The organism is Actinomadura sp. 3N407, from assembly GCF_052245875.1.
In the GTDB taxonomy this organism is placed as follows: domain Bacteria; phylum Actinomycetota; class Actinomycetes; order Streptosporangiales; family Streptosporangiaceae; genus Spirillospora.
The window spans coordinates 76,770-96,811 of record NZ_JBQQBP010000008.1 but is presented as its reverse complement, the minus strand read 5'-3'; the positions used below and the strand labels follow the sequence as shown (position 1 = coordinate 96,811).

Annotated in this window: 20 protein-coding genes; 9 read left to right on the top strand and 11 right to left on the bottom strand. The window is 72.6% G+C overall.

Annotation, left to right across the window (positions count from 1 at the left end):
- The first annotated feature begins 96 nt into the window (after positions 1-96).
- The 3 genes from ACTWPP_RS21320 (at position 97) to ACTWPP_RS21310 (ending at position 4,584) form a co-directional block, all read left to right on the top strand.
- Positions 97-669 (top strand): MarR family winged helix-turn-helix transcriptional regulator, encoded by a 573-nt coding sequence (locus ACTWPP_RS21320; protein WP_443106074.1) that lies wholly within the window; start codon positions 97-99, stop codon positions 667-669.
- A gap of 172 nt (positions 670-841) precedes the next feature.
- The gene (locus tag ACTWPP_RS21315; RefSeq protein WP_443106073.1) at positions 842-2,719 is read left to right on the top strand and encodes an amidohydrolase; all 1,878 of its coding nucleotides are present in this window, start codon (positions 842-844) and stop codon (positions 2,717-2,719) included.
- A gap of 14 nt (positions 2,720-2,733) precedes the next feature.
- Positions 2,734-4,584 (top strand): amidohydrolase, encoded by a 1,851-nt coding sequence (locus ACTWPP_RS21310; protein WP_443106072.1) that lies wholly within the window; start codon positions 2,734-2,736, stop codon positions 4,582-4,584.
- A 58-nt stretch (positions 4,585-4,642) separates the two neighbouring features.
- Here ACTWPP_RS21310 and ACTWPP_RS21305 read toward each other — a convergent pair whose 3' ends face one another.
- The 5 genes from ACTWPP_RS21305 to ACTWPP_RS21285 are packed head-to-tail and all read right to left on the bottom strand — an operon-like array spanning position 4,643 to position 9,204.
- Positions 4,643-5,821, bottom strand: coding sequence for an NAD(P)/FAD-dependent oxidoreductase (locus ACTWPP_RS21305; RefSeq protein WP_443106071.1), 1,179 nt, complete (start codon positions 5,819-5,821; stop codon positions 4,643-4,645).
- A gap of 3 nt (positions 5,822-5,824) precedes the next feature.
- Positions 5,825-6,013 (bottom strand): ferredoxin, encoded by a 189-nt coding sequence (locus ACTWPP_RS21300; RefSeq protein WP_443106070.1) that lies wholly within the window; start codon positions 6,011-6,013, stop codon positions 5,825-5,827.
- A 4-nt stretch (positions 6,014-6,017) separates the two neighbouring features.
- Positions 6,018-6,863, bottom strand: a complete 846-nt coding sequence (locus ACTWPP_RS21295) for a fumarylacetoacetate hydrolase family protein (RefSeq protein ID WP_443106069.1) — start codon at positions 6,861-6,863, stop codon at positions 6,018-6,020.
- Complete coding sequence (locus ACTWPP_RS21290; RefSeq protein ID WP_443106068.1) at positions 6,863-7,768, bottom strand: 3,4-dihydroxyphenylacetate 2,3-dioxygenase; 906 nt, start codon at positions 7,766-7,768, stop codon at positions 6,863-6,865. Before ACTWPP_RS21290 ends, ACTWPP_RS21295 begins: the two co-directional genes overlap by 1 nt.
- A complete protein-coding gene (locus ACTWPP_RS21285; RefSeq protein ID WP_443106067.1) occupies positions 7,756-9,204 on the bottom strand; it encodes an aldehyde dehydrogenase in 1,449 nt (482 codons plus the stop codon). Before ACTWPP_RS21285 ends, ACTWPP_RS21290 begins: the two co-directional genes overlap by 13 nt.
- Before the next feature lie 126 nt (positions 9,205-9,330).
- Here ACTWPP_RS21285 and ACTWPP_RS21280 point away from each other — a divergent pair, with 126 nt between their 5' ends.
- The 4 genes from ACTWPP_RS21280 to ACTWPP_RS21265 are packed head-to-tail and all read left to right on the top strand — an operon-like array spanning position 9,331 to position 13,231.
- A complete protein-coding gene (locus ACTWPP_RS21280) occupies positions 9,331-10,284 on the top strand; it encodes a TIGR03619 family F420-dependent LLM class oxidoreductase (RefSeq protein ID WP_443106066.1) in 954 nt (317 codons plus the stop codon).
- 28 nt (positions 10,285-10,312) lie between these two features.
- Positions 10,313-11,800 (top strand): aldehyde dehydrogenase family protein, encoded by a 1,488-nt coding sequence (locus tag ACTWPP_RS21275; RefSeq protein WP_443106065.1) that lies wholly within the window; start codon positions 10,313-10,315, stop codon positions 11,798-11,800.
- Complete coding sequence (locus ACTWPP_RS21270; RefSeq protein WP_443106064.1) at positions 11,797-12,522, top strand: gamma-glutamyl-gamma-aminobutyrate hydrolase family protein; 726 nt, start codon at positions 11,797-11,799, stop codon at positions 12,520-12,522. The genes ACTWPP_RS21275 and ACTWPP_RS21270 overlap by 4 nt, the downstream gene beginning before the upstream one ends.
- Positions 12,523-12,568: 46 nt before the next feature.
- Positions 12,569-13,231 carry a hypothetical protein gene (locus ACTWPP_RS21265; RefSeq protein WP_443106063.1) on the top strand — a complete coding sequence of 221 codons (663 nt, stop codon included), beginning with the start codon at positions 12,569-12,571 and terminating at the stop codon, positions 13,229-13,231.
- A 66-nt stretch (positions 13,232-13,297) separates the two neighbouring features.
- Here ACTWPP_RS21265 and ACTWPP_RS21260 read toward each other — a convergent pair whose 3' ends face one another.
- The 6 genes from ACTWPP_RS21260 to ACTWPP_RS21235 form a co-directional block, all read right to left on the bottom strand.
- Positions 13,298-13,627, bottom strand: coding sequence for a DUF202 domain-containing protein (locus ACTWPP_RS21260; protein WP_443106062.1), 330 nt, complete (start codon positions 13,625-13,627; stop codon positions 13,298-13,300).
- On the bottom strand, positions 13,624-14,025 hold the full coding sequence (locus tag ACTWPP_RS21255) for a YidH family protein (protein ID WP_443106061.1): 402 nt from the start codon (positions 14,023-14,025) through the stop codon (positions 13,624-13,626). The genes ACTWPP_RS21260 and ACTWPP_RS21255 overlap by 4 nt, the downstream gene beginning before the upstream one ends.
- A gap of 113 nt (positions 14,026-14,138) precedes the next feature.
- Complete coding sequence (locus ACTWPP_RS21250) at positions 14,139-14,582, bottom strand: MarR family winged helix-turn-helix transcriptional regulator (RefSeq protein ID WP_443106060.1); 444 nt, start codon at positions 14,580-14,582, stop codon at positions 14,139-14,141.
- 205 nt (positions 14,583-14,787) lie between these two features.
- Positions 14,788-15,633 carry an ABC transporter permease gene (locus ACTWPP_RS21245; protein WP_443106059.1) on the bottom strand — a complete coding sequence of 282 codons (846 nt, stop codon included), beginning with the start codon at positions 15,631-15,633 and terminating at the stop codon, positions 14,788-14,790.
- Entirely contained in the window at positions 15,630-16,610 is a 981-nt protein-coding gene (locus ACTWPP_RS21240) for an ABC transporter ATP-binding protein (protein WP_443106058.1), read from the bottom strand. Before ACTWPP_RS21240 ends, ACTWPP_RS21245 begins: the two co-directional genes overlap by 4 nt.
- The gene (locus ACTWPP_RS21235) at positions 16,607-17,770 is read right to left on the bottom strand and encodes a hypothetical protein (RefSeq protein WP_443106057.1); all 1,164 of its coding nucleotides are present in this window, start codon (positions 17,768-17,770) and stop codon (positions 16,607-16,609) included. The genes ACTWPP_RS21240 and ACTWPP_RS21235 overlap by 4 nt, the downstream gene beginning before the upstream one ends.
- 190 nt (positions 17,771-17,960) lie before the next feature.
- Here ACTWPP_RS21235 and ACTWPP_RS21230 point away from each other — a divergent pair, with 190 nt between their 5' ends.
- Positions 17,961-19,166, top strand: coding sequence for a hypothetical protein (locus tag ACTWPP_RS21230; protein WP_443106056.1), 1,206 nt, complete (start codon positions 17,961-17,963; stop codon positions 19,164-19,166).
- 30 nt (positions 19,167-19,196) lie between these two features.
- On the top strand, positions 19,197-19,769 hold the full coding sequence (locus tag ACTWPP_RS21225) for a hemerythrin domain-containing protein (RefSeq protein ID WP_443106055.1): 573 nt from the start codon (positions 19,197-19,199) through the stop codon (positions 19,767-19,769).
- Positions 19,770-20,042 lie beyond the last annotated feature (273 nt).

Genomic DNA, 20,042 nt, shown 5'->3' with positions numbered 1-20,042 from the left:
TCAAATGAGGTGCGGGCAAGTGTAGATTCGAGTTCGCCCCACCCGTTCGGGGCCGGGGGATCCGCGCCCGGCGCCGGGGCCCGCGAGAGGACACCAGTGACCGGCCACCACACACTGCGCGAGACCGAGCAGGCCATCCAGCGGCGGCTCGGCGACGTTCCCCTGCGCCACGACGCGATGATGGCGGTCTCCAACATCTACCGGGCCGCCGCCGCGATCCGCCAGCACTTCGAGAGCTCCGTGCTGCGATCGGCGGACCTCACCTGGACGGCCTTCGTCGTGCTGTGGGTCGTGTGGATCTGGGACGAGATGGAGACCCGCCACGTCGCGGAGGAGGCCGGCATCTCCAAGGGCACCCTCACCGGGGTGGCCAAGACGCTCGAGAGCCGCGGGCTGATGGAGCGCGGCCCGCACGACACCGACGGCCGGCTGGTCGTCCTCCGGCTCACCGACAAGGGCCGGGAGCTGATGGACGAGCTGTTCCCGCAGTTCAACGCCGAGGAGGCGTTCGTCGTGGAGGGGCTCGACCAGGCGCAGAACAGGTCGCTGGCGCAGGTTCTCGGCACGATCGTCGAGCACCTGGAGAGCGAGGGCGACGAGCGCCGGATCACCCTGCGCGGCGGGGCTCCGCTCCCGCCCCGCCGCTCCGGCCGCCGCGCCCGCGGCTGACCCCTTCTCCGGACGCCGACTCCGGACGACCCCGCCTCTCCGTCGTGAGGCGGGGTCTTCGCGTTCCCGCGCGATGACTCTTCTCCGGCACCCTTGACAGATCGTTTGAACCCGAACATTCTGATGACCGTTTGGTCCCGAACGTTCATGGGTGCCGTGGAGAGGAGCGTTCATGGAGCGCAGTCCGCTGAGCCGCCGAGGACTTCTGCGGGGAGGAGCCGGCCTCGCCATCGGCGTCGCGGCCCAACCCCTGACCCACGCGAACGCCTGGGCCGATGACACGGATCCGTCGTCGACGGCGGCCGATCTGGTGCTGCACAACGGCCAGGTGCTGACCATGGAACGAGGGTTCCGCATCGTGTCCGCCCTGGCGGTCAGGGCGGGCCGGATCGTCCACGCCGGCCCCGATCCCTCGGTGCGCCGGCTCATCGGCCGCCGGACGCAGGTCGTGAACCTGCGCGGACGCACGGTGCTCCCCGGCGTCAACGACTCCCACCTGCACGGCCTGCGTACGGGACTGGCCCTGCCGCCGTACACCGTCGACGTCGGCGAGCCCGCCGTCCAGTCCATCGCCGACGCCGTCGCCGCGGTCGCCGCCGCCGTGCAACAGGCGGACCCGGGCGCGTGGATCCGCGGCAAGGGATGGAACGAGAACGCCTTCGCCGAGGGCCGGCCGCCCACCCGCCATGACCTGGACCCGGTCTCGCCCGGCCACCCGGTCGTCCTCCTCGACTGGTCGAACCACGTGCTGTGGGTGAACAGCAAGGCACTCGAACTGGCCGGAGTCGACCGCGACACCCCGGACCCGAGCGGCGGGGTCGTGGTGCGGGACTCCTCCGGCGAACCGACCGGCCTCCTCCGCGAGACGGCCATGGACCTGGTGAACCGGCACGTTCCGCCCTTCACCGACAAGGAACAGGCCGACGCAATCGACACCGCCGTCGCACTGCTGCTGAGCCACGGCATCACCAGCTTCACCGAGCCGGGCATCGGCGCCGCGGCCCAGCGGATCTACGCCGACAAGGCCCGCCGCGGCGCGCTCGGCGTCAGGGTCACGGCCCTGCTCAGCAGGCCCGACGACACGTACCCGACGTCCGCCGGGCACGTGCGCGAGATCCTCGGCACCCACCGTCCTCCGGAAGACGTGGACCCCCGGTGGTTCAACATCACGGGCGTGAAACTGCGGGCCGACGGAGTTCCCATCTCCAGCCGCACCGCATGGATGCGCGAGCCCTACACGGGCGGCGGGCGGGGCGGCCTCGTCACCGACGGCGCGACCGACCAGGAGAAGGTCGACGAGCTCACGGCCATGGTCGGCCTGGTCCATCACGCCGGTATGCAGGTGGGGACGCACGCCACGGGCGACGCCGCCATCGACGCGGTCGCAGCGGCGTATGCGCGGGCCCTCCGGGGACGGTCGCGCGCCCGCCCGCGGCACTACGTCATCCACGGCGACTTCGCCTGGCCCGAGACGCTGCGCCTCCTGGCGAAGAACCGCTGCGGGGTGAGCTTCAACCCGAACATCAAGCACCTGATCGCCGATTCCCAGCCGGACATCGTGGGGGCCGAGCGGGCGGCCTACCAGACTCCCTACCGGTCTGCCCTGCGCGCGGGCGCGGTGGTGACGAGCGCGTCCGACTCGCCGAACGTCGCACCGGACTGGCGGCAAGGGCTGGAGACCATGCTCCTCCGCGAGGGCGGCTCCGGCGACGTCTCCGGCCCGGACCAGATCATCGGCGTGCGGGAGGCGCTGCACACCTACACCGGCGCGGGAGCGTGGCAGGACCACGCGGATCGCTGGAAGGGCACCCTCTCCCGCGGAATGGCCGCCGACCTGTGCGTCCTCGAAGGCGCTTTGTTCGACGCGCGCGGGCGGCTGACGCGGGACGCGCACGACATCACCGACGTCCCCATCGCGCTCACCGTGGTCGGCGGCCGCATCGCCTACGACGCCACCGACACGTCCCGCCGTTCCTCCGCCACACGAGCCCAGGCGGTCAGCTGGGCTCGCCGTCCCGATCCCCGCCAGATGTGTGCCCACTGCTCGTGAAAGGGAGCCAGGAAATGGGAAGAAGCCTCGACCGACGTAGGTTCCTGCAGGGATCGGCCTCCGCGGCGGCCGGCGTCGCGATCGCCGGAACCCTGCCCGCAGAGGCCGCGGCGGCCGGCCCCGGGGGGAGGGGGCGAGGCCCGGCCGACCTGATCATTCACAACGGCGAGGTCCTGGTCCTGGACGAGCGCTTCCGCACCGCCGACGCGGTCGCGATACGCGACGGCGTCGTGGTCGGCGTCGGACGCGGCAAGGACATGCGCCGATTCGCGGGCCGGGGCACGCAGACGCTCGACGCGGGCGGAGGCACGGTGCTGCCCGGCATCAACGACTCCCATCTGCATCTCGGCGGGTTCGGACTCGACTACCCGCCGTTCACCATCGAGGTCGACACCGCCACGATCGGGGAACTCGTGGAGGCCGTGCGCACCGCGGCGGCGGGTGCGGCGTCCGGCGCGTGGATCCGCGGGCAGGGGTGGAACGACAACCGGCTGCCCCGGCCGCCGCGCAGGACCGACCTCGATCCCGTCTCCGGCGACCACCCGGTGATCCTCACCGACTTCTCCGGCCACGCGGTCGCGGTGAACTCGGCCGTGCTGCGGCTGGCCGGGATCACCCGGGACACCGAGCCGCCGACCGGCGGTGTGATCGAGAAGGACGCCGACGGCGAGCCCACGGGCGTCCTGCGCGAGACCGCCGCGGGCCTCGTCAGGCGGCTCGTGCCGCCGTTCACCGAGGACGAGGTGTCCAGCGCCATCGACAACGCGGTCGGGGTGCTCCACACCTTGGGCATCACGAGCGTCACCGACCCGGGCATCGGCCTCGACAGGCTCGCCCTGTACGCGCGGAAGGCGCGGTCCGGGGGACTCGGCGTCCGGCTCAACGTGCTGCTGTCCGCGGGCGGCTCACCGGACGCGCTCCGCGGCGTGCTCGCCGGCTACGAGCCCCTGCGCGGTGTGGACCCCCGGATGCTGCGCGTCGCGGGCGTCAAGATCTTCGGTGACGGCATCCCGACCGCGGCCCGGACCGCATGGCTGCACGAGCCCTACCTCGACGGCAGCAACGGCAGCCTCACGATCGACGGGGACACGGTCGAGGAGCAGGTCGCGAACCTGCACGAGCAGATCCGGATCGCCCACGACGCGGGGCTCCAGGTCGGGACGCACGCCACCGGGGACGCCACCATCGACGCGGTGGTCGCGGGCTACCTCGCGGCGATGCGGCGCAACCGGCGCCGCCGCGATCCGCGGCACTACGTCATCCACGGCGACCTGACACCCCGCGAGACGCTGCGGAAGATGGCGCGCAACGGCATCGGCGTGAACATGAACGCGACGATCAAGTACCTGCTCGGCCGGACGCTCGATCCGGTGCTCGGGCCCGAGCGCACGAACTACCAGTGGCCGTACCGGAGCGCGCTCGACCTCGGCGTCCAGGTGAGCAGCGCGTCGGACGCGCCGGTGACGTTCCCGAGCTGGCTCCAGGGCGTGCAGTCCGCGGTGCTGCGCGAAGGGAAGTTCGGCGGGGTCGCAGGCGAAGCCGAGCGGATCACGCTGGAGGAGGCTCTGGCCACCTACACCCGCACCCCCGGCTGGCAGGATCACGCCGACCGCTGGAAGGGCACGCTGCGCCCCGGGAACGTGGCCGATGTCTGCATCGTCGACGGCGACGTCCTGGGCGTCGACCCGCACGAGCTGATCGATCTGCCCATCGCCGCGACCGTCCTCGGCGGCCGGGTCGTCCACGACGCCAAGGCCGGCGGTTCGAAGAACACGATCGTGAACGCCGCCGCGTCCGGAAGGCGGCACGACCGCAGCGTCGCCTGCCTGCAGGGCGGCAGGTGCTGCTGCGACCTCGCCGTCTGAGGCCGCGACACGAGATGCCCCCGATGCCGGACGCGGCGTCGGGGGCACGGTCGTTCGATCAGGACGCGGGAATCCGGACGTCGTCCAGCAGCAGCTTCCGGTAGCGGGCCAGGGAGCGGACGCAGCCGAGCATCACCACGCCGACCAGCCCGCCGTCGCGGTGGTATCCCAGCACCGCCTCCTCGCCGAGTTCGCCCTCCAGCACCCGGATGTCACCGTCGCCAAGGTTCGGTGCGCCGAACGACTGCAGCCGCATGCCGTACTGGTCGCTCCAGAACGACGGGAGCGGCATGAAGGGCCCCTCCTCCTTTCCGAGCAGGGCACGCGCCGCGCGCTTGGCGGTGTCGGTGGGGATGCTCCAGTGCTCCACCCGGCGGGGGACGTCGTCGTACCGGCGGTTGGGGAACCGGGCGACATCGCCGACGGCCACCACCTCGGGACGTCCCTCGGCCCGCAGCGCGCCGTCGCAGAGCACACCGTCCGACAGGTCGAGCCCGTTGCCCTCCAGCCATTCCACGCACGGCATCGCCCCGACCGCCTCGACGACGACCTCGGCGGGCACCGCCGTTCCGTCGGACAGTTTCAGCCCGTCGCCGGTGAAGCGGGCGACGGTGCGGCCGAGCAGGAACCGCACGCCCCGCTCCTCGTGACGGCGGCGAAGCTCGGCCCCGAGATCGGGACCGAGCGGCCGGAGCATCGGCGCGCTCTCCGGTGCGGCCACGGTGACGTCCGCGCCGAGCGTTCGGGCGGTCGCGGCGACCTCGCACCCGATGAAGCCCGCCCCGACCACGGCCACCCGTGTCCCCGGGCGCAGGCAAGCGCGCAGCGCGGCGGCGTCGTCCAGCGTCCGCACGACATGCCGTGAGGGTCCCGTTCCCGGGACGTCCAGCCGCCGCGGCCGCAGTCCGGTGGCGATCACCAGGCCGTCGTAGGGGATCTCCGTCCCGTCGGCGAGGCGCACGATGCGCGCGGCGAGGTCGGCTCCGGTGACGGCCGTCCCGAGGCGCCAGCCGACGTCGGCGACGGCGGCCCGCATCCGGAACGCCACCCGGTCGAAGGACACCTCGGCGGCGAGGACCTCCTTCGACAGGGGCGGCCGGTTGTACGGCGGGTGCGGTTCGTCGCCGATCACGGTCAGGTCGCCGGTGTGGCCGGCGGCGCGCAGCTGCTCGGCGGCCCGCAGCCCGCCGAGGGACGCGCCGACCACGACGATGCGCCGCGCCCTTTCGCCGGGCACCGTCTAACCCTCGACCGTGATGGCCTGGAGGGGGCAGACGTCGGCCGCCTCCTCCACCGCGTCGCGCAGGGCGTCGTCGGGCGCGCTCTCGTACTCCAGCTTCCCGGCCTCGTTGAGCCGGAAGACCTCGGGCGCGGCGAATACGCACTGCCCGTGGTCCTGGCACTTGTCCATGTCGACGATGACCTTCAACTGACTACCTCCTCGGGGCGCGAACGCCGCGGAACTCCCAGTCACCGCCGAAGGCGGTGGAGACGACCTCTTCGGACTCGGTGGGCTGCGCGCCGCAGTCGTCCCGGACGGGGACGGGACCGGCCACGATGTGGTTGCGGAGCCGTCCCAGGCCCTCGGCCTCGACCTCGACCACGTCCCCGGGCCGGACGGGACGCGAGTTGGCGGGCGTCCCCGACAGCAGCACGTCCCCCGGATGGAGGGTGATCGTGCGGGCGATGTCGGCGACGAGGTAGTGCATGTCCCACTCCATCTCGTCGGTGCCGCCGTCCTGCACCAGTTCGCCGTTCACATAGGTGCGCAGGTACTTGCCGCGGAAGTCCCAGTCGGTCACGAGGCCGGGGCCCAGCGGGCAGAGCGTGTCGGAGCCCTTGACCCGCAGCATCGAGCCGGCGTCGGTGTCGCGGAAGTCGTGCAGGCCGTAGTCGTTGGCCACCGTGTAGCCGGCGATGTGCGCGCCCGCGTCCGCGGGGGCGATGTTGCGGCAGGTCCGGCCGATGACGATCGCGATCTCGCCCTCGTAGTTGAGGTACCTGCACCGCTCGGGACGGACGACCGCGCCGCCGTGCGCGTTCAGGGCGGAGACCGGCTTGTGGAAGTAGGTCGGCGCGGCGGGCAGCCTGGCCTGGAACTCCTCCACGCGGCTGCGGTGGTTGAGGTGCACCGCGACCACCTTGGTCGGCCTGCACGGCGGCAGGTGCACGGCGTCCCCGGTACGCACCCGGCGGCCGTCGGCGGCGAGCAGGTCGTCGCCCTCGCGGACGACCTGGACGTCCGCGCCGTCCAGCAGGATCCTGCGGTACTCCGGCATCAGGCGGTCCATCCGTTCTCGGGCCGGTCGAACCAGATGTGCACCTGGCCGGTTCCGACGGAGTTCTCGTACTCGCTGTACAGGCGTCCCGGAGCGGTGCAGGACCGCTCGCCGAGGGCGCCGATCATCATCAGGTAGTGGCCGAACCGGGCTTCCGGCTTATAGCGCAGGAACTCCGGCATCGTGTCGAGGACGCGGGCGTGGTCCCCGTCCGCCAGCCACGCGATCCGTTCCTCGTCGGCGGCGCGCGCCCCCGGGCTGAAGATGTGCGCCGGGTCGGCCCCCTCGTGGTCGCGGATCTGCCTCAGCGGCCAGAAGGTGTGCGACAGCGCGCCGGAGGCGATGAGCAGGACCCGCCGGTCGGTCGCCGCGATCGCGTCGCCCAGCGCCCGGCCGAGCCGCAGGAAGTCCTCGGTGTCGGCGGTCTGGCACACGCCGATCGACATCCACCTCTTGCCGTCCAGTTCCAGGTACGGGTCGTCGCGTACCCCCAGGTACGTCCAGAGGTTGACGGTGGCGTAGAAGATCGGCAGGTACGGGTCGTCGATCGGCGTGATCCAGGTGCCGTGCTCGTCGGCATAACGCGCGACGGCGCCGGCCAGCTCGGGATCGCCGGGGAAGTCGTAGGGGATGCGGCACATGCCGCGCGGCAGTTCCTCGGAGGTGAACAGCCCGGCGCGCCGGTGGTGGGCCGTGGTCACGAACTCGACCGTGGTGGCCCAGTGGGAGTCGAGGACGACGACCGTGTCGTAGTCGTCCACCCGGTCGAAGACGTCGGCCCGGAGCCGCTTCAGGCCGTCGACCAGGGTGAAGTCCTCGCCGTGGTTCAGTTCGCGGCGGGTGACCTCGGGCAGCGCGATCGTGGGGACGTGGGCCAGGAGGCCGGCGCCGACTACTTCTCCCATGGGGCCATCACCGTGTTCTTCACATCGCAGTAGAAGTCGAAGCTCCAGTCGCCGCCCTCGCGCCCGACGCCGGACTGGCGTGAGCCGCCGAACGGTGCCCGCAGGTCGCGGACGAAGAAGCAGTTGACCCACACCGTTCCGGCGGCCAGCCGCCCGGTGACGCGGGCGGCGCGCTCGGGGTCGCCGGTCGCGAGGGTGGCGGCGAGACCGAACCGGGTGCCGTTGGCCATCGCGACGGCCTGTTCCTCGGTCTCGAACGTCTGGAGGGTCAGGACGGGGCCGAAGACCTCTTCGGTGAGGATCTCGCTGCCCTCGGGGGCCTCGGCGACCAGCGTGGGCCGGTAGTACAGGCCGCCGAGGTCGGTGTTGGGGCCGCCGCCGAGCAGCGCCCGCGCGCCGTCGCCGAGGGCCCGCCGCACGAATCCGTCCACCCGTTCGAAGTGCCGGCGGTGGATCTGCGGCCCGATGTCGGTGCCCTCCTCGCGGGGGTCGCCCTGGACGAGGCGTCCCGCCCGATCGAGGAAACGCTCGGTGAACTCCTCGGCGATGGACGCGTCCACCAGCAGCCTCGTCGCGGCCAGGCAGACCTGCCCGGCGTTGTCGTACTGCTCGACGGCCAGGTCGACGGCGAGGTCCAGGTCGGCGTCGGCGAACACGAGCAGCGGGGACTTGCCGCCGAGTTCCAGCGATAGCGGGGTGAGGTTGGGCGCCGCGGCGGCGGAGATGCTCCGCGCCGTCGGCACGGAGCCCGTGAAGCTGATCCTGCGCACGTCCGGGTGCGCGACGAGGGCCGCGCCCGCCTCCGCGCCCGTCCCCTGGACGACGTTGAGGACGCCGTCGGGCAGCCCGGCCTCGGCGGCGATGCCGGCCAGCAGGGACGCGGTGAGCGGGGACCATTCGGCCGGCTTGAGCACGACGGTGTTCCCGGCGGCCAGCGCGGGGGCGACCTTCCAGGTGGCCAGCATGAGCGGCGCGTTCCACGGGGTGATCAGCGCGCAGACCCCGGCCGGGTCCCAGTCGACGTGGTTGCGGTGGCCGCGTGTCTCGAAGTCGTCGTGTCCGAGGCGCAGCAGCCAGTCGGCGAAGAAGCGGAAGTTGTGCGCCACGCGCGGCATGACCCCGCGCCGGTGGGAGCGGATGAGCGCCCCGTTGTCGGCCGTCTCGACCCGGGCGAGTTCCTCGACGTGCTCGTCGACGCCGTCGGCGATCGCGTGCAGTGCCCGCGCCCGGTCCTCCCGGCTCGTGCGCGCCCAGGCGGGGAAGGCCCTGGAGGCGGCGGCCACGGCGGCGTCCACCTCGACGGGCCCGCCCCGCGCGACCTCGGCGAGCGGCTGCTCGTCGATGGGGGACAGGTCGGTGAACGCGGCGGCCGAGCCGACCCGTTCACCGCCGATCCAGTGGCCGGTGTCGACGGTGACGCCCGCGACTTCTGCCATAGGGGCACCTCCAGTTCGTTTGGTCCCAAATAAACTAAGAGAACCGGATCGTCAGGTCAACATTCCGGTCGGCGCGTCCGCGCGCTACTGTTTGGGGTCAAACGAATCCTATCGGAGGGAGAGCCCGTGACCGACGACGGTCCGAAGACTCCGCGCTTCGTGCTCGTGCTGAGCGAGAACTGGACGATGACCACCGGCCGCGACCTGCCCGCCCTGATCCGCTGGGCCCGCGAGGCCGAGGACGCCGGCTTCGACGCCGTCATGATCAGCGAGCACGTCGTCCTCGGCCCGGACGCCGGCGCCGGCGGCGTCATGGGCAACCCGCGCGAGTACGCGCTGCCGGGCAACCAGGACCCCCGCACGCCGTGGCCGTCCTCGCTCACGCTCCTCGCGGCGATCGCCTCGGTCACCTCCCGGCTGCGGCTGGCCGCGGCCGCGGTGCTCGCCCCGCTCCGGCACCCCCTCGCGCTCGCACGCGACCTCGGCACGCTCGACCTGATCTCCGAAGGACGCCTGGTGGTACAGCCCACCGTGAGCTGGAGCCGCGACGAGTACGCAGCGCTGGGCGTGCCCTTCGAGAACCGGGGCGCCCTGCTGGACGAGCAACTGGAGATCTGGAACCTGCTCTGGCAGGGCTCCCCGGTCTCCTACCGGGGGCGCCACTACGGCTTCGAGGACGTGTACTTCGAGCCGCGCGCCCACCGGCCCGACGGCCCCCGCATGTGGTTCGGAGGGCAGCGGCTGCACGACAGGCTGCTGGACCGCCTGGTGCGGTACGGGCACGGCTTCCACCCGCTCGGCAGGCCCGCCCCCGGGGAACTCACCCGCCTGCGGGCGGCCATGGCCGACGCGGGCCGCGACGTGACCGCACTGGAAATGATCGGCGGAACCCGGCCCGCCTTCCCCGACGACCACTCCTGCGCTCCGCTCGCGCCCGCGCTGGAAAGCATCCCGGAGCAGATCGCCGAGGGATTCACCACGTTCTGCATCAAGCCCTCGCAGTTCATCGACGATCCGGACGGCGTCGGCGCCTTCTGCCGCGAGGTCGTCAGGCGCACCGACGCCCTGCTCGGCTCATGACACCGCTCGGCTCCTGAAGGGAGAGGCCATGACCGACGTCCCCTACGAGGAATGGCGCATGCGGGCCGCGCGGCTCGCTCCGCACACCGGCCACCACATCGGCGGCGCCTCCGTGCCGAGCCGCGACGGCGCGACGTTCCCGGTCGTCTCTCCACGCGACGGCCGCACGATCGCCGATGCGGCCGCCGCCGGACCCGCCGACGTGGACCGTGCGGTGGCGGCGGCGCGGCGCGCCTTCGACGACGGCCCGTGGCCGCGGCTCGCCCCCGCGGGCCGCAAGGCCGCCCTCCTCAGGCTGGCCGACCTCGTCGAGCGCGACCGCGAAACGCTCGCCCTGCTCGTCTCCCTGGAGATGGGCAAACCCGTCACGGAGGCGGACGGCATCGAGGTCCGCGCCCTCATCGGCTGCCTGCGCTGGTACGCCGAGACCGCCGACAAACTCCTCGACGAATCGCCCCGCACCGACGCGGGCTCCCTGGCCCTGGTCACCCGCGAGCCGGTGGGCGTGGTCGGCGCCGTCGTCCCGTGGAACTTCCCGCTGACCATGGCCGCCTGGAAGGTCGCGCCCGCGCTCGCGGCGGGCTGCACGGTGGTGCTGAAACCCGCGCCGGAGTCACCGCTGTCCGCCGTGCACCTGGCCGCGCTCGCCGCCGAGGCGGGGCTGCCGGACGGGGTGCTCAACGTCGTCAACGGCCACGGCGAGATCGCCGGGCGGGCGCTCGGCGAGCATCCCGGCGTCGACGTCATCGCCTTCACCGGCTCCACCGCGGTCGGCCGCCACTTCCTGCGGTACGCGGCGGACTCCAACCTCAAGCGGGTCTGGCTCGAACTGGGCGGCAAGTCGCCCAACATCATCCTGCCCGACGCCCCCGACCTCGACGCCGCCGCCGACACCGCCGCCTGGGGCATCTTCTTCAACGCCGGCGAGATGTGCACCGCCCCGTCCCGCCTGCTCGTCCACCGCTCCGTGGCGGGCCGGGTGCTCGACCGGATCGTCGCCCGCGCGGAGTCCCTGGTCGTCGGGGACCCGCTCGACCCCGCCACCGAGATGGGCCCGCAGGTCTCGGCCCGCCAGCACGACCGCGTCCTGTCGTACCTGAAGGCCGGCGGCGCCGAAGGCGCCCGGCTGCGCGCCGGCGGCTCCGCGATCGACGGGGACGGGTACTACGTGCGCCCGACCGTCTTCGACCGGGTGGAGCCCGGTATGCGGATCGCCCGCGAGGAGATCTTCGGCCCGGTGCTGGCCGTGCTGGAGTTCGACGACGTCGACGAGGCCGTGCGGCTGGCCAACGACACCGACTACGGCCTCGCCGCCGCGGTGTGGACGTCGGACCTGACGACCGCGCATCGCGTGTCGCGTGCGCTCCGTGCCGGCACCGTGTGGGTCAACTGCTACGAGGAAGGCGACATGAGCGTCCCGTTCGGCGGCGTCAAGCAGTCCGGCAACGGCCGCGACAAGTCACTGCACGCCCTGGACAAGTACCTCGACCTCAAGACCACCTGGATCGCGCTTTGAGCGCCCGTCCGCTGATCGCCGTCCCGGCCCGCTTCTCCGCCGGCGCCTCGGCGCTGCGCCACGCCGCCGAGGTCGCCGCCCGCGCGCTGGTCGAGGCGGTCTGGCGCGGCGGCGGCGAGCCGTTCATCATGCACCCGGCCGCCCCGGCGCACGTCGCCGAACGGCTGGAGCGCTGCGACGGCGTCCTGCTGCCCGGCGGCGGCGACCTGCACCCGCGCCACTACGGTGCGGCCGACGAGCACGAGGCGCTGTACGACGTCGACGGCGAACAGGACGCCTTCGACCTGGCCGTCGCCGGGCACGCCCTCGCGGCCGGGCTGCCGACGCTGGCGATCTGCCGGGGCCTCCAGGTCGTCAACGTGGTGACCGGCGGGACGCTGCTCCAGCACATGGAACCCGACCACCGCCACGTCACGCACCGGGTCGCCGTCACGTCCGGCTCACTGCTGGCCAGGACGATCAACGCCCGGGAACCGGACGTCTCCTGCTACCACCATCAGGGGATCGACACCGCCGGGACCGGGCTCGTCGTCACCGCCCGGGCGGCCGACGGCACGATCGAGGCCATGGAAAGCCCAGACGCGGCCGGGTGGTTCCTCGGCGTCCAGTGGCACCCGGAGGACACGGCCGCGGACGACCCGTCCCAGCAGGCGCTCTTCACCGCCCTCGTACGGGCGTCGAGCGGGGCGGAGGCCCGCTCAGCGGAGGCGGGCGTGGCGTAGGAACGCGTCCACGAAGCCATGCGCACGGCGTTCGGCGGTCTCGGCCGTGGACGGGACCCCGCTGGCCGACCCCGCGGCGGTCCTGTTCGGCGTCGCCGGGGAGTACGTCGGAGGCTGGCTGGCGACGGTGATGAGCTGGCTGGTGCTGTCCAGCCTCTTCGCGGGACTCCTCGCGTTCCAGAACAGCGCGGCGCGCTACTTCTTCTCGATGGCGCGCGCGGGGGTGCTGCCCGCCGTCCTCGGCCGGGTCAACGGGCGCGGCGCACCGGTGTTCGGCACCGCCGCGGTCGCGGCGGTGTCGCTGATCGTCATCGTCCTGTTCCGGGCCACCGACCGTGATCCGGTGCTGCACATGTTCTCCTGGTTCAGCGCCCTGGCCGTGCTGGCGATCGTGGTGGTGGAAGTCCTCGTGTCCATCGCCGTGATCGCGTACTTCCGCCGGGAGGGCGGCCGCGTGTGGAGCACACTCGTCGCGCCCATCGTCGCCATCGTCGGCCTGGTGCTCGGGATGTACCTGCTCGTGTCCCGCTTCGGCCTGCTGGCCGGAACCGCGGCCGAGGGCGTCGACCCCGCGGCCCAGTCGTGGGGCCTGTCGGCGCTCGGGTGGTTCCTGGTGGCGCTGCCCTTCATCGTCCTCGCGGCCGGGATGGCGGTCGGGAAGCTGCGTCGCGGCAAGAACGCCGAGGCGATGGCCGACCTCGTGACCTGACAGACGTCGTCGCGGCTCGCTCGGGGGGCTACCCGTCCCTGGCGGGCCGCGCCCGTCACCTGCTCTTCAGAGTCGCAGCGGGAACAGGCTGTCCGACGCGAGGAAGACCGTCGCCAGGGCGACCACGGCCACCAGCGTCACGGCGGCGGTGATCAGCAGGAGCGCGTGGCGGCGCTCGGGCCCGGCGGCGCGCCCGGCCGGACGCGACATGCGGCCCAGCAGGTGGACCAGCGCGCTCATGCCCAGGATGAGCCCCCCGACCACCGGGGTCGTCTGGAGCATGGCGCCGCCGAGGGCCGCGAAGGAGACGGCGGTCCGGAACCAGGCCAGCTCCGTGCGTTCCCGGGCCAGGCCGGGATCGAGGTCCTCGGGGTCGTCGAGGCCCTCGGGCGTCAATCGACCGCCTCCGACAGCAGGACGAGGACGGCGGCCGCCATCGCGACGGCGGCGATGGCGAAGGCGAGGAGGCGGGGGAGCGGCGACCGCGGCAGGGGCTCCCCCCGGCGCAGCGCACGCTGGTTGCGGCCCCACTCGACGAAACCGCCGACCGACAGGACGGCACCGAAGATGATCAGCGGGACGGCCAGCAGGTGCCGGCCCCACGGCACCCCGGGGAACGGCGGCAGCAGCTGCACGATGGCCAGCCCGGCGACGATCAGGGCGAGCGCCGTGCGGTTCCAGGCCAGGAACGTCCGCTCGTTGGCGAACGTGAACCGCGCGTCCGGCTCCCTCTCGCGCGGGCCCTTCGACGCGCTCTCCCCGCCTTCGGCCCCGGAAGGTTCGGATTCGCTCACGCGCCCTTGCGCCGATCTGCTGCGATGCCCATCTGTCCTCCTAGACGAACATGGTCACACGGGCGCGACGGGCCGCTGCCGGGGAGGTGCCGGCCGGCCGAACCGGGCCGGCCTCAGCAGTTCTCCTGGCCGATGCGCTCCAGCAGGTGGTCGACGGTGGCCACGAACCCGGCCAGGTCCCTCTCGGCCAGGCCCGCGAACAGCCGGGAGGCGCCCTCGTCGTATTCACCGCTGAGGCTTCCGACGGTGTCGCGGCCCCGGTCGGTGAGGTCCACCAGCGTGGCGCGCCGGTCGCTGGGATGCGGTGCGCGGGCCACGAAGCCGTCGGCCTCCAGCGCGTCCACCAGCCCGGTGATGTTGCGCGGGCTGACCCTGATCGCGGCGGCCAGCGCACGCTGTGTCATCGGCCCGCCGTGCTGCAGGTTCCACAGCACCGTCGCCCGTGCCCGCGACAGCCCGCGCGCGGCCAGCCCCGCCTCCATGAACTGGTGCGTGACCACCGCCAGCGAGAACAGCTTCTCCAGCGCATGCCCCGCGCCGGCGGCCTCGCCGTCCACATTTTCTGAATCTGCATCATCGTGAAGTTGCTTCACTATGTCGTAGCCTCCAGAAAATAAGAATAGTGGCTGTTCCCGGCACTCAGAAGGAGCGCCACCGAGATGCCCCGTGTCCGGCCCCGGAGGCCGGCTGCCGGCTCGAACGGCAGGCGTTCGGGACGGCGGCCAGGTGACCGGAGAGGTGGGCGTGCGACATGGCGGTCCTTCAGAGGTCGCGGCGCTGGAAGGCGATCGCGGCCAGGCCGAGAACGAGGGCGGCCCACAGGAACGTCCAGGCGATGTAGGTGGCGGTGAGCGGGGCCTGGCTCAGGAACGGGAAGTCGTCGGCGGCGGGGAACAGCGCCAGGACGGACGGGTCCTGGAACGCGCGCATGGCCCCGCGCCATAGGCCGTCGGTAGGCAGCAGCATCCGCGATACGGTGCCGACCCGGGCCATGCCCTCGTTGCCGAGGGCCTGGCCGACCCCGCCGACCACGCCCGCGATCCATGTGGCGCCGAAGAGGCCGACCGCCACGATGCCCGATGCCATCGGTGAGATGACGGTGGACAGCAGCAGGGCGAGGGTGAGCAGCACGGTGGTCTGGGCGGCGAGCAGCGCCAGGCCGGTCACCGGCTGCGGTGGCCGGTAGCCCATGGTGGCCCAGACGATGAGGAGCTGGGCGAGTCCGGCCACGGCTATGAAGCCGCTGCCGAAGGTCACCAGCCCCAGCCATTTGCCCAGCAGCACCGCCGAGCGGCGGACCGGCCGCGCCAGCGTCGCCAGCGCCGTCCCCGACTCGATCTCTCCGGCCATGGTGGGGCCGGCGAGGAACGCGGTGCCGAGCGCGGCGATCAGGCTCAGGCCGAACATCACCAGGTTGAGGACCTGGGACGCCGCCAGCCGCGCCTCCCCGCTGGTGAGCGAGTCGAAATTCGCGGCGAGCCGGGAGAACCCCCAGGCGCTGAGCGCGAGCAGGACGACCGTCATCACGGCCAGCGAGCGCAGCACGCGGCGGCGTGCGGCCTCCCGGAGGGTGAGGGCCGCGACGGTGAGCACGGTCCGGGCGGTCATCGGCGGTCCCCTCCGGGTCCGGCGCGCAGGATGTCCAGCAGCCGCTGTTCGAGGCTGATCCGTCCGGGCTCGACGGCGTGCACCCGCACCCCGAGGGCGACGAGATCGGCCACCAGGTCGGGCACGGTGGCGGCGTCCTGGTCCGTGGGCAGCGCGACGGTGAACGAGTCACCGCTGCGGGTGAGCCGGCCGGCGGCGGCCAGCCGTGCCTCCGCCTCCGCGCCCACCTCGTCCAGCCGCAGCCGCAGCCGGTGCCCGCCGAGCAGCTCGGCGAGGGTGCCGGACGCGGCGACCTTGCCCCCGTCCAGGATGACCACCCGGTCGCATACCCGCTCCACCTCGCCGATGAGATGGGAGTTGAGCAGGACGGCGACCTGGCGGGACTTGAGGGACAGCAGCAGGTCCCGCATGTCGGCCCGTCCGATCGGGTCCAGGGCGCTGGTGGGCTCGTCCAGGACGACGAGGTCAGGGCGGGCCACCAGCGCGACGGCCAGCCCGAGGCGCTGCTGCATGCCCTTGGAGAAGCCGCCCACCCGGTCCCCGGCGCGGTCGGCGAGTCCGACGGTCGCCAGGCATTCGCGCCGTTCCCCGTCCGGCACCGCGACGCCCGCGAGCCGGACGTGCAGGGCCAGCACCTCGGCGGCGGTCAGCCACGGCTGATACCGGAACAGCTCCGGCAGATAGCCGACGCGGGCCCGGACGCGCGGGTCCCGCGCCGGGCGTCCGAGCAGCAGCACGTCACCCGCGTCCGCGTGGACGAGACCGAGCAGGATCTTGATGACGGTGGTCTTGCCGGCTCCGTTCGGCCCGAGCAGGCCGACCACCTCGCCGCGCTCGACGGTGAAGGACACGTCGTCGACCGCGGTCTGCCGCCGGTACCGCTTGCGCAGGCCCGAGCACCACACCGCCGGCGCGGGGGGCAGGTCGGCGAGCAGCCGCTCCGCGGCCCCGGCCGGGCCGTCCCGCCGGGGGGTCACCGGCCCCACCGAAGCCCGCGGGCCACCGACAGCACCTCGCCGGCGCTCAGCGAACCCGCCACGGCGGTGACGACACCGTCGTCCACCCAGACCACGCCCGCCAGCACGCCGTCCCGCGAGGTGAGCACCGTCGCCGGCACCCCGCCCACGTCGGCGGCGGACGTCGTCAGTTTCTCTGCCGACACGAACAGGGGCAGAGTCGTCCCGGCACCGGAGAAGCCGCGCAACTGCGACGCGACCTTCTCCGGCAGGGTGGGCAGGGACAGCAGGTAATCGCGGGCCGTCTCGAACGGGACGCCCGAGGAGTACACGGTGGGCGCCACCGCGCGGGCCACGATCATGGCGGGCACGGGGCGGCCCTGCGACCAGGCCGCGGCGAACCCCGGGCCGGCGCCCAGCCGGAACCGGCTGCCGTCCAGGCCGGGGGGCGGTGGCGGCGGCGTCCCGCCGGCCGCCGCGACGGTCTGCGCGGTCTTCTCGACCGAGAAGGTGAACACCGCCCTCACCGGGCCGCCGACCCGGTACGCGGGTTCTCCCGTCACGCCGCGGGGAAGCGTGCTCACACGCGGGACGGAAAGGCCCGTGGCCTTCTGTGCGGCCTCGGCGTCGGCGACCTCGCGCATGTCGATCTTCGCGGTGACCTCCAGCTCGCCGAAGGCGGACAGCTCGGGCAGTTTCACCAGGTCGGACCGGGGGGCGGTGACCGGTGCGACCTGCTCGGCGCGGAAGATCCGCAGCCAGTCCGCGGCGGCCGCGACGCCGGCCCCGCTCAGGATGGCGACGGCTCCGAAGATGGCGACCACGGGGTTGCGCAGCTTCGTGCGCCACCGTCCGGCGGGGGCCGCCGTGGCCGCCGGACGCCGTCCCTCGACGGCGACCGCGTCCGCCAGGCGGCGCCACCCCGTGTCCACGTCCGCGGTGAACCCGACCTCCAGCGCCGCGCCGGCGGCCGCCGCGTCCTCCTGGACGGCCGCCAGCCCGGACAGGCACGTCCCGCACCCCGCGACGTGCTCGCGATCGGCGTCGGCGACGCCGGCCGGCTCGTCCAGGAGCCGGCGCAGCCGGCCACGATGCCCTGTCCTTCCCCGGACAGGGCGGCCGGCAGCGCGGCGGCCCGTGCGCCCGCACCATGTCTTCCAAGGTCCACATCTATCAAGCACCGCCGAAGCCCCGGATGTGACACCGGGCGTGCCGGACGGCGGGTGACCGCGTCCGGTTCGCCGGAGCCTCGGCCGGACCAACACCGGATAAAGATCTTGAGATCGGCCGGCCGTCCTGGTGCGGGACGGATCGTGCCGGGTATGCGCACCCGAGCGTCATGCCGGTCCGTTCTCACGGAAGGTGAGCCAGGTGGCATTCAACCCGCTCGAACACCGCGGCATCCCGCTGGACGAACAGCTCCGCAACTGGAGCCAGTTGGACGTCGCGCCCGTCGATCCCGACCGTTCCGATCCCTACACCCGGTGCCGCATCATCACGATGAACGGCATCGAGGTGGAGGCGATCATGTTCAGCCATCACTTCAACCGGGTCTGCCCGGATCTGGAGGTCAAGCAGCAGCTCGCGCAGATCCGCTATATCGAGCAGCAGCAGCAGAAGGTCGTGAACTGGCTGCTGCCGGGTCAGGCGTCGGTGCTGGAGACCACGATCGCCTACGAGCAGGTCGCGGTCGACCTGACCGGCTGGGTGGCGCGGCAGGAGCCCGACCCGTACCTCAAGCAGGCCTACCAGTTCGGTCTGCTGGAGGACTTCGACCACCTGTACCGGTACGCCAACCTGTACGAGATGATCGAGCACCGCAAGGCGGAGAAGATCATCGATCAGCTCACCGAGGCGATTCCGGGACGGCCCACGCGGCTGCACCACCGGCACCCGGCCGACAACGTCCGCGAGCCGTACGACCGGGAGGCCGCCGCGCCGATCTCCAAGCTGCACGCGCTGACGATCATGTCGGCCGAGCAGCAGACGATGAACTTCTACATGAACGTCGGCCCGATGTACATGGAGCCGATCGCGCGGCAGCTCTACCAGGAGATCGGGCTTGTCGAGGAGGAGCACGTCACGCACTACGAGTCGCTGGTCGACCCGGGCGAGACGTGGTGGGAGCGGCTGGTCAACCACGAGTACAACGAGTGCTATCTGTACTACTCGTTCATGCAGACCGAGACCGACCCGCGTGTCAAGTCGATCTGGGAGCTGCACCTGAACATGGAGCTGGAGCATCTGCGGCTGGCGTGCGATCTGATGCGCCGCCACGACGGCCGCGACCCGGAGAGCGTCCTGGCGCCGTCGCTGCCCGAGCCGGTCACCTTCGAGCCGAACAAGCAGCTCGTCCGGGAACTGCTGGCCACCCAGATCGACTGGACCACGCTCGGTACCGGCTACGTCCAGGAGGCCCACCAGCGGTTCGAGGAGTACCAGGACAAGATCAACGCCGAGCGGCCGCCCAGCGACCAGGTCATCGAAGACCACCAGCACAAGTTCGGCGACGAGTACCGCCTGGAGACCGAAGGCCCCCACCCCGTCCCGAGCATGCGGGACCAGTCCCGCCGGTAGCGGCCGGATCATCGAGAAAGCGAGAACGTTGTGAGCACCCCAACGACGCAAGTCTCGTCCACCACCGATGTCGTGGACCTGCTGCGGGCCCAGCACGGCCGGATCCGGGACCTGTTCGATCAGGTGATGCGTTCCGAAGGCCGGGAGCGCGAGGAGGCGTTCCGGGCGCTGGTGCGGCTGCTGGCCGTGCACGAGACGGCGGAGGAGGAGATCGTCCACCCGGTGGCCAGGCGCCTGCCCGGCGGTGAGGGGATCGTGGACGACCGGCTGGCCGAAGAACGCGAGGCCAAGGAACTGCTGGCGGAACTGGACGGCATGGACCCGGGCGACCCGCGGTTCCTGAAGTCGATCGACAAGCTGCGCATGGACGTGCTGACCCATGCCCGCGCCGAGGAGCGCTACGAGTTCGACCGGCTGCGCGACGAGTTCAGCCCGGCGCAGCTCAGGGGGTTCGCCGCCGCGGTCCGCGCCGCGGAGGCGACCGCGCCCACCCATCCCCATCCCGGCACCGAGAGCGCGACCAAGAACCTGCTCGCCGGGCCCGCCGTCGCGATGATGGACCGCGTCCGCGACATGATCCGCGACGCCCGCGACAAGAGCTGACCGCGGCCGGGACGCGGGCCGGGCGTCGGCCCGGCCCGCGTTCCGGGTCGATCCCGCATCGAGACGGATGTCTCCCCGCCGTGCAGCGGGATGTGCCTTCCCCGGAATCGGGGAGGGGCCTGGGATGACGCAGATCGACCTGATCGCCGAGCCGTGGGGGACGCGGACGCCCTACGCGGCGCACCCGGAGCCGGTCAAACCATGGCGTTTCTTGGATCGGCGACGAGATACCCGGCCGGTGCCCGGGGTACCCCCTCGCTTCAAACCGGTCGA

Bases quoted from the DNA above. Each gene is read 5' to 3' on its own strand.
- ACTWPP_RS21315 (WP_443106073.1), top strand. From the start codon at position 842: ATGGAGCGCAGTCCGCTGAGCCGCCGAGGACTTCTGCGGGGAGGAGCC.
- ACTWPP_RS21245 (WP_443106059.1), bottom strand. From the start codon at position 15,633: ATGACCGCCCGGACCGTGCTCACCGTCGCGGCCCTCACCCTCCGGGAG.
- ACTWPP_RS21310 (WP_443106072.1), top strand. From the start codon at position 2,734: ATGGGAAGAAGCCTCGACCGACGTAGGTTCCTGCAGGGATCGGCCTCC.
- ACTWPP_RS21285 (WP_443106067.1), bottom strand. From the start codon at position 9,204: ATGGCAGAAGTCGCGGGCGTCACCGTCGACACCGGCCACTGGATCGGC.
- ACTWPP_RS21290 (WP_443106068.1), bottom strand. From the start codon at position 7,768: ATGGGAGAAGTAGTCGGCGCCGGCCTCCTGGCCCACGTCCCCACGATC.
- ACTWPP_RS21275 (WP_443106065.1), top strand. From the start codon at position 10,313: ATGACCGACGTCCCCTACGAGGAATGGCGCATGCGGGCCGCGCGGCTC.
- ACTWPP_RS21295 (WP_443106069.1), bottom strand. From the start codon at position 6,863: ATGCCGGAGTACCGCAGGATCCTGCTGGACGGCGCGGACGTCCAGGTC.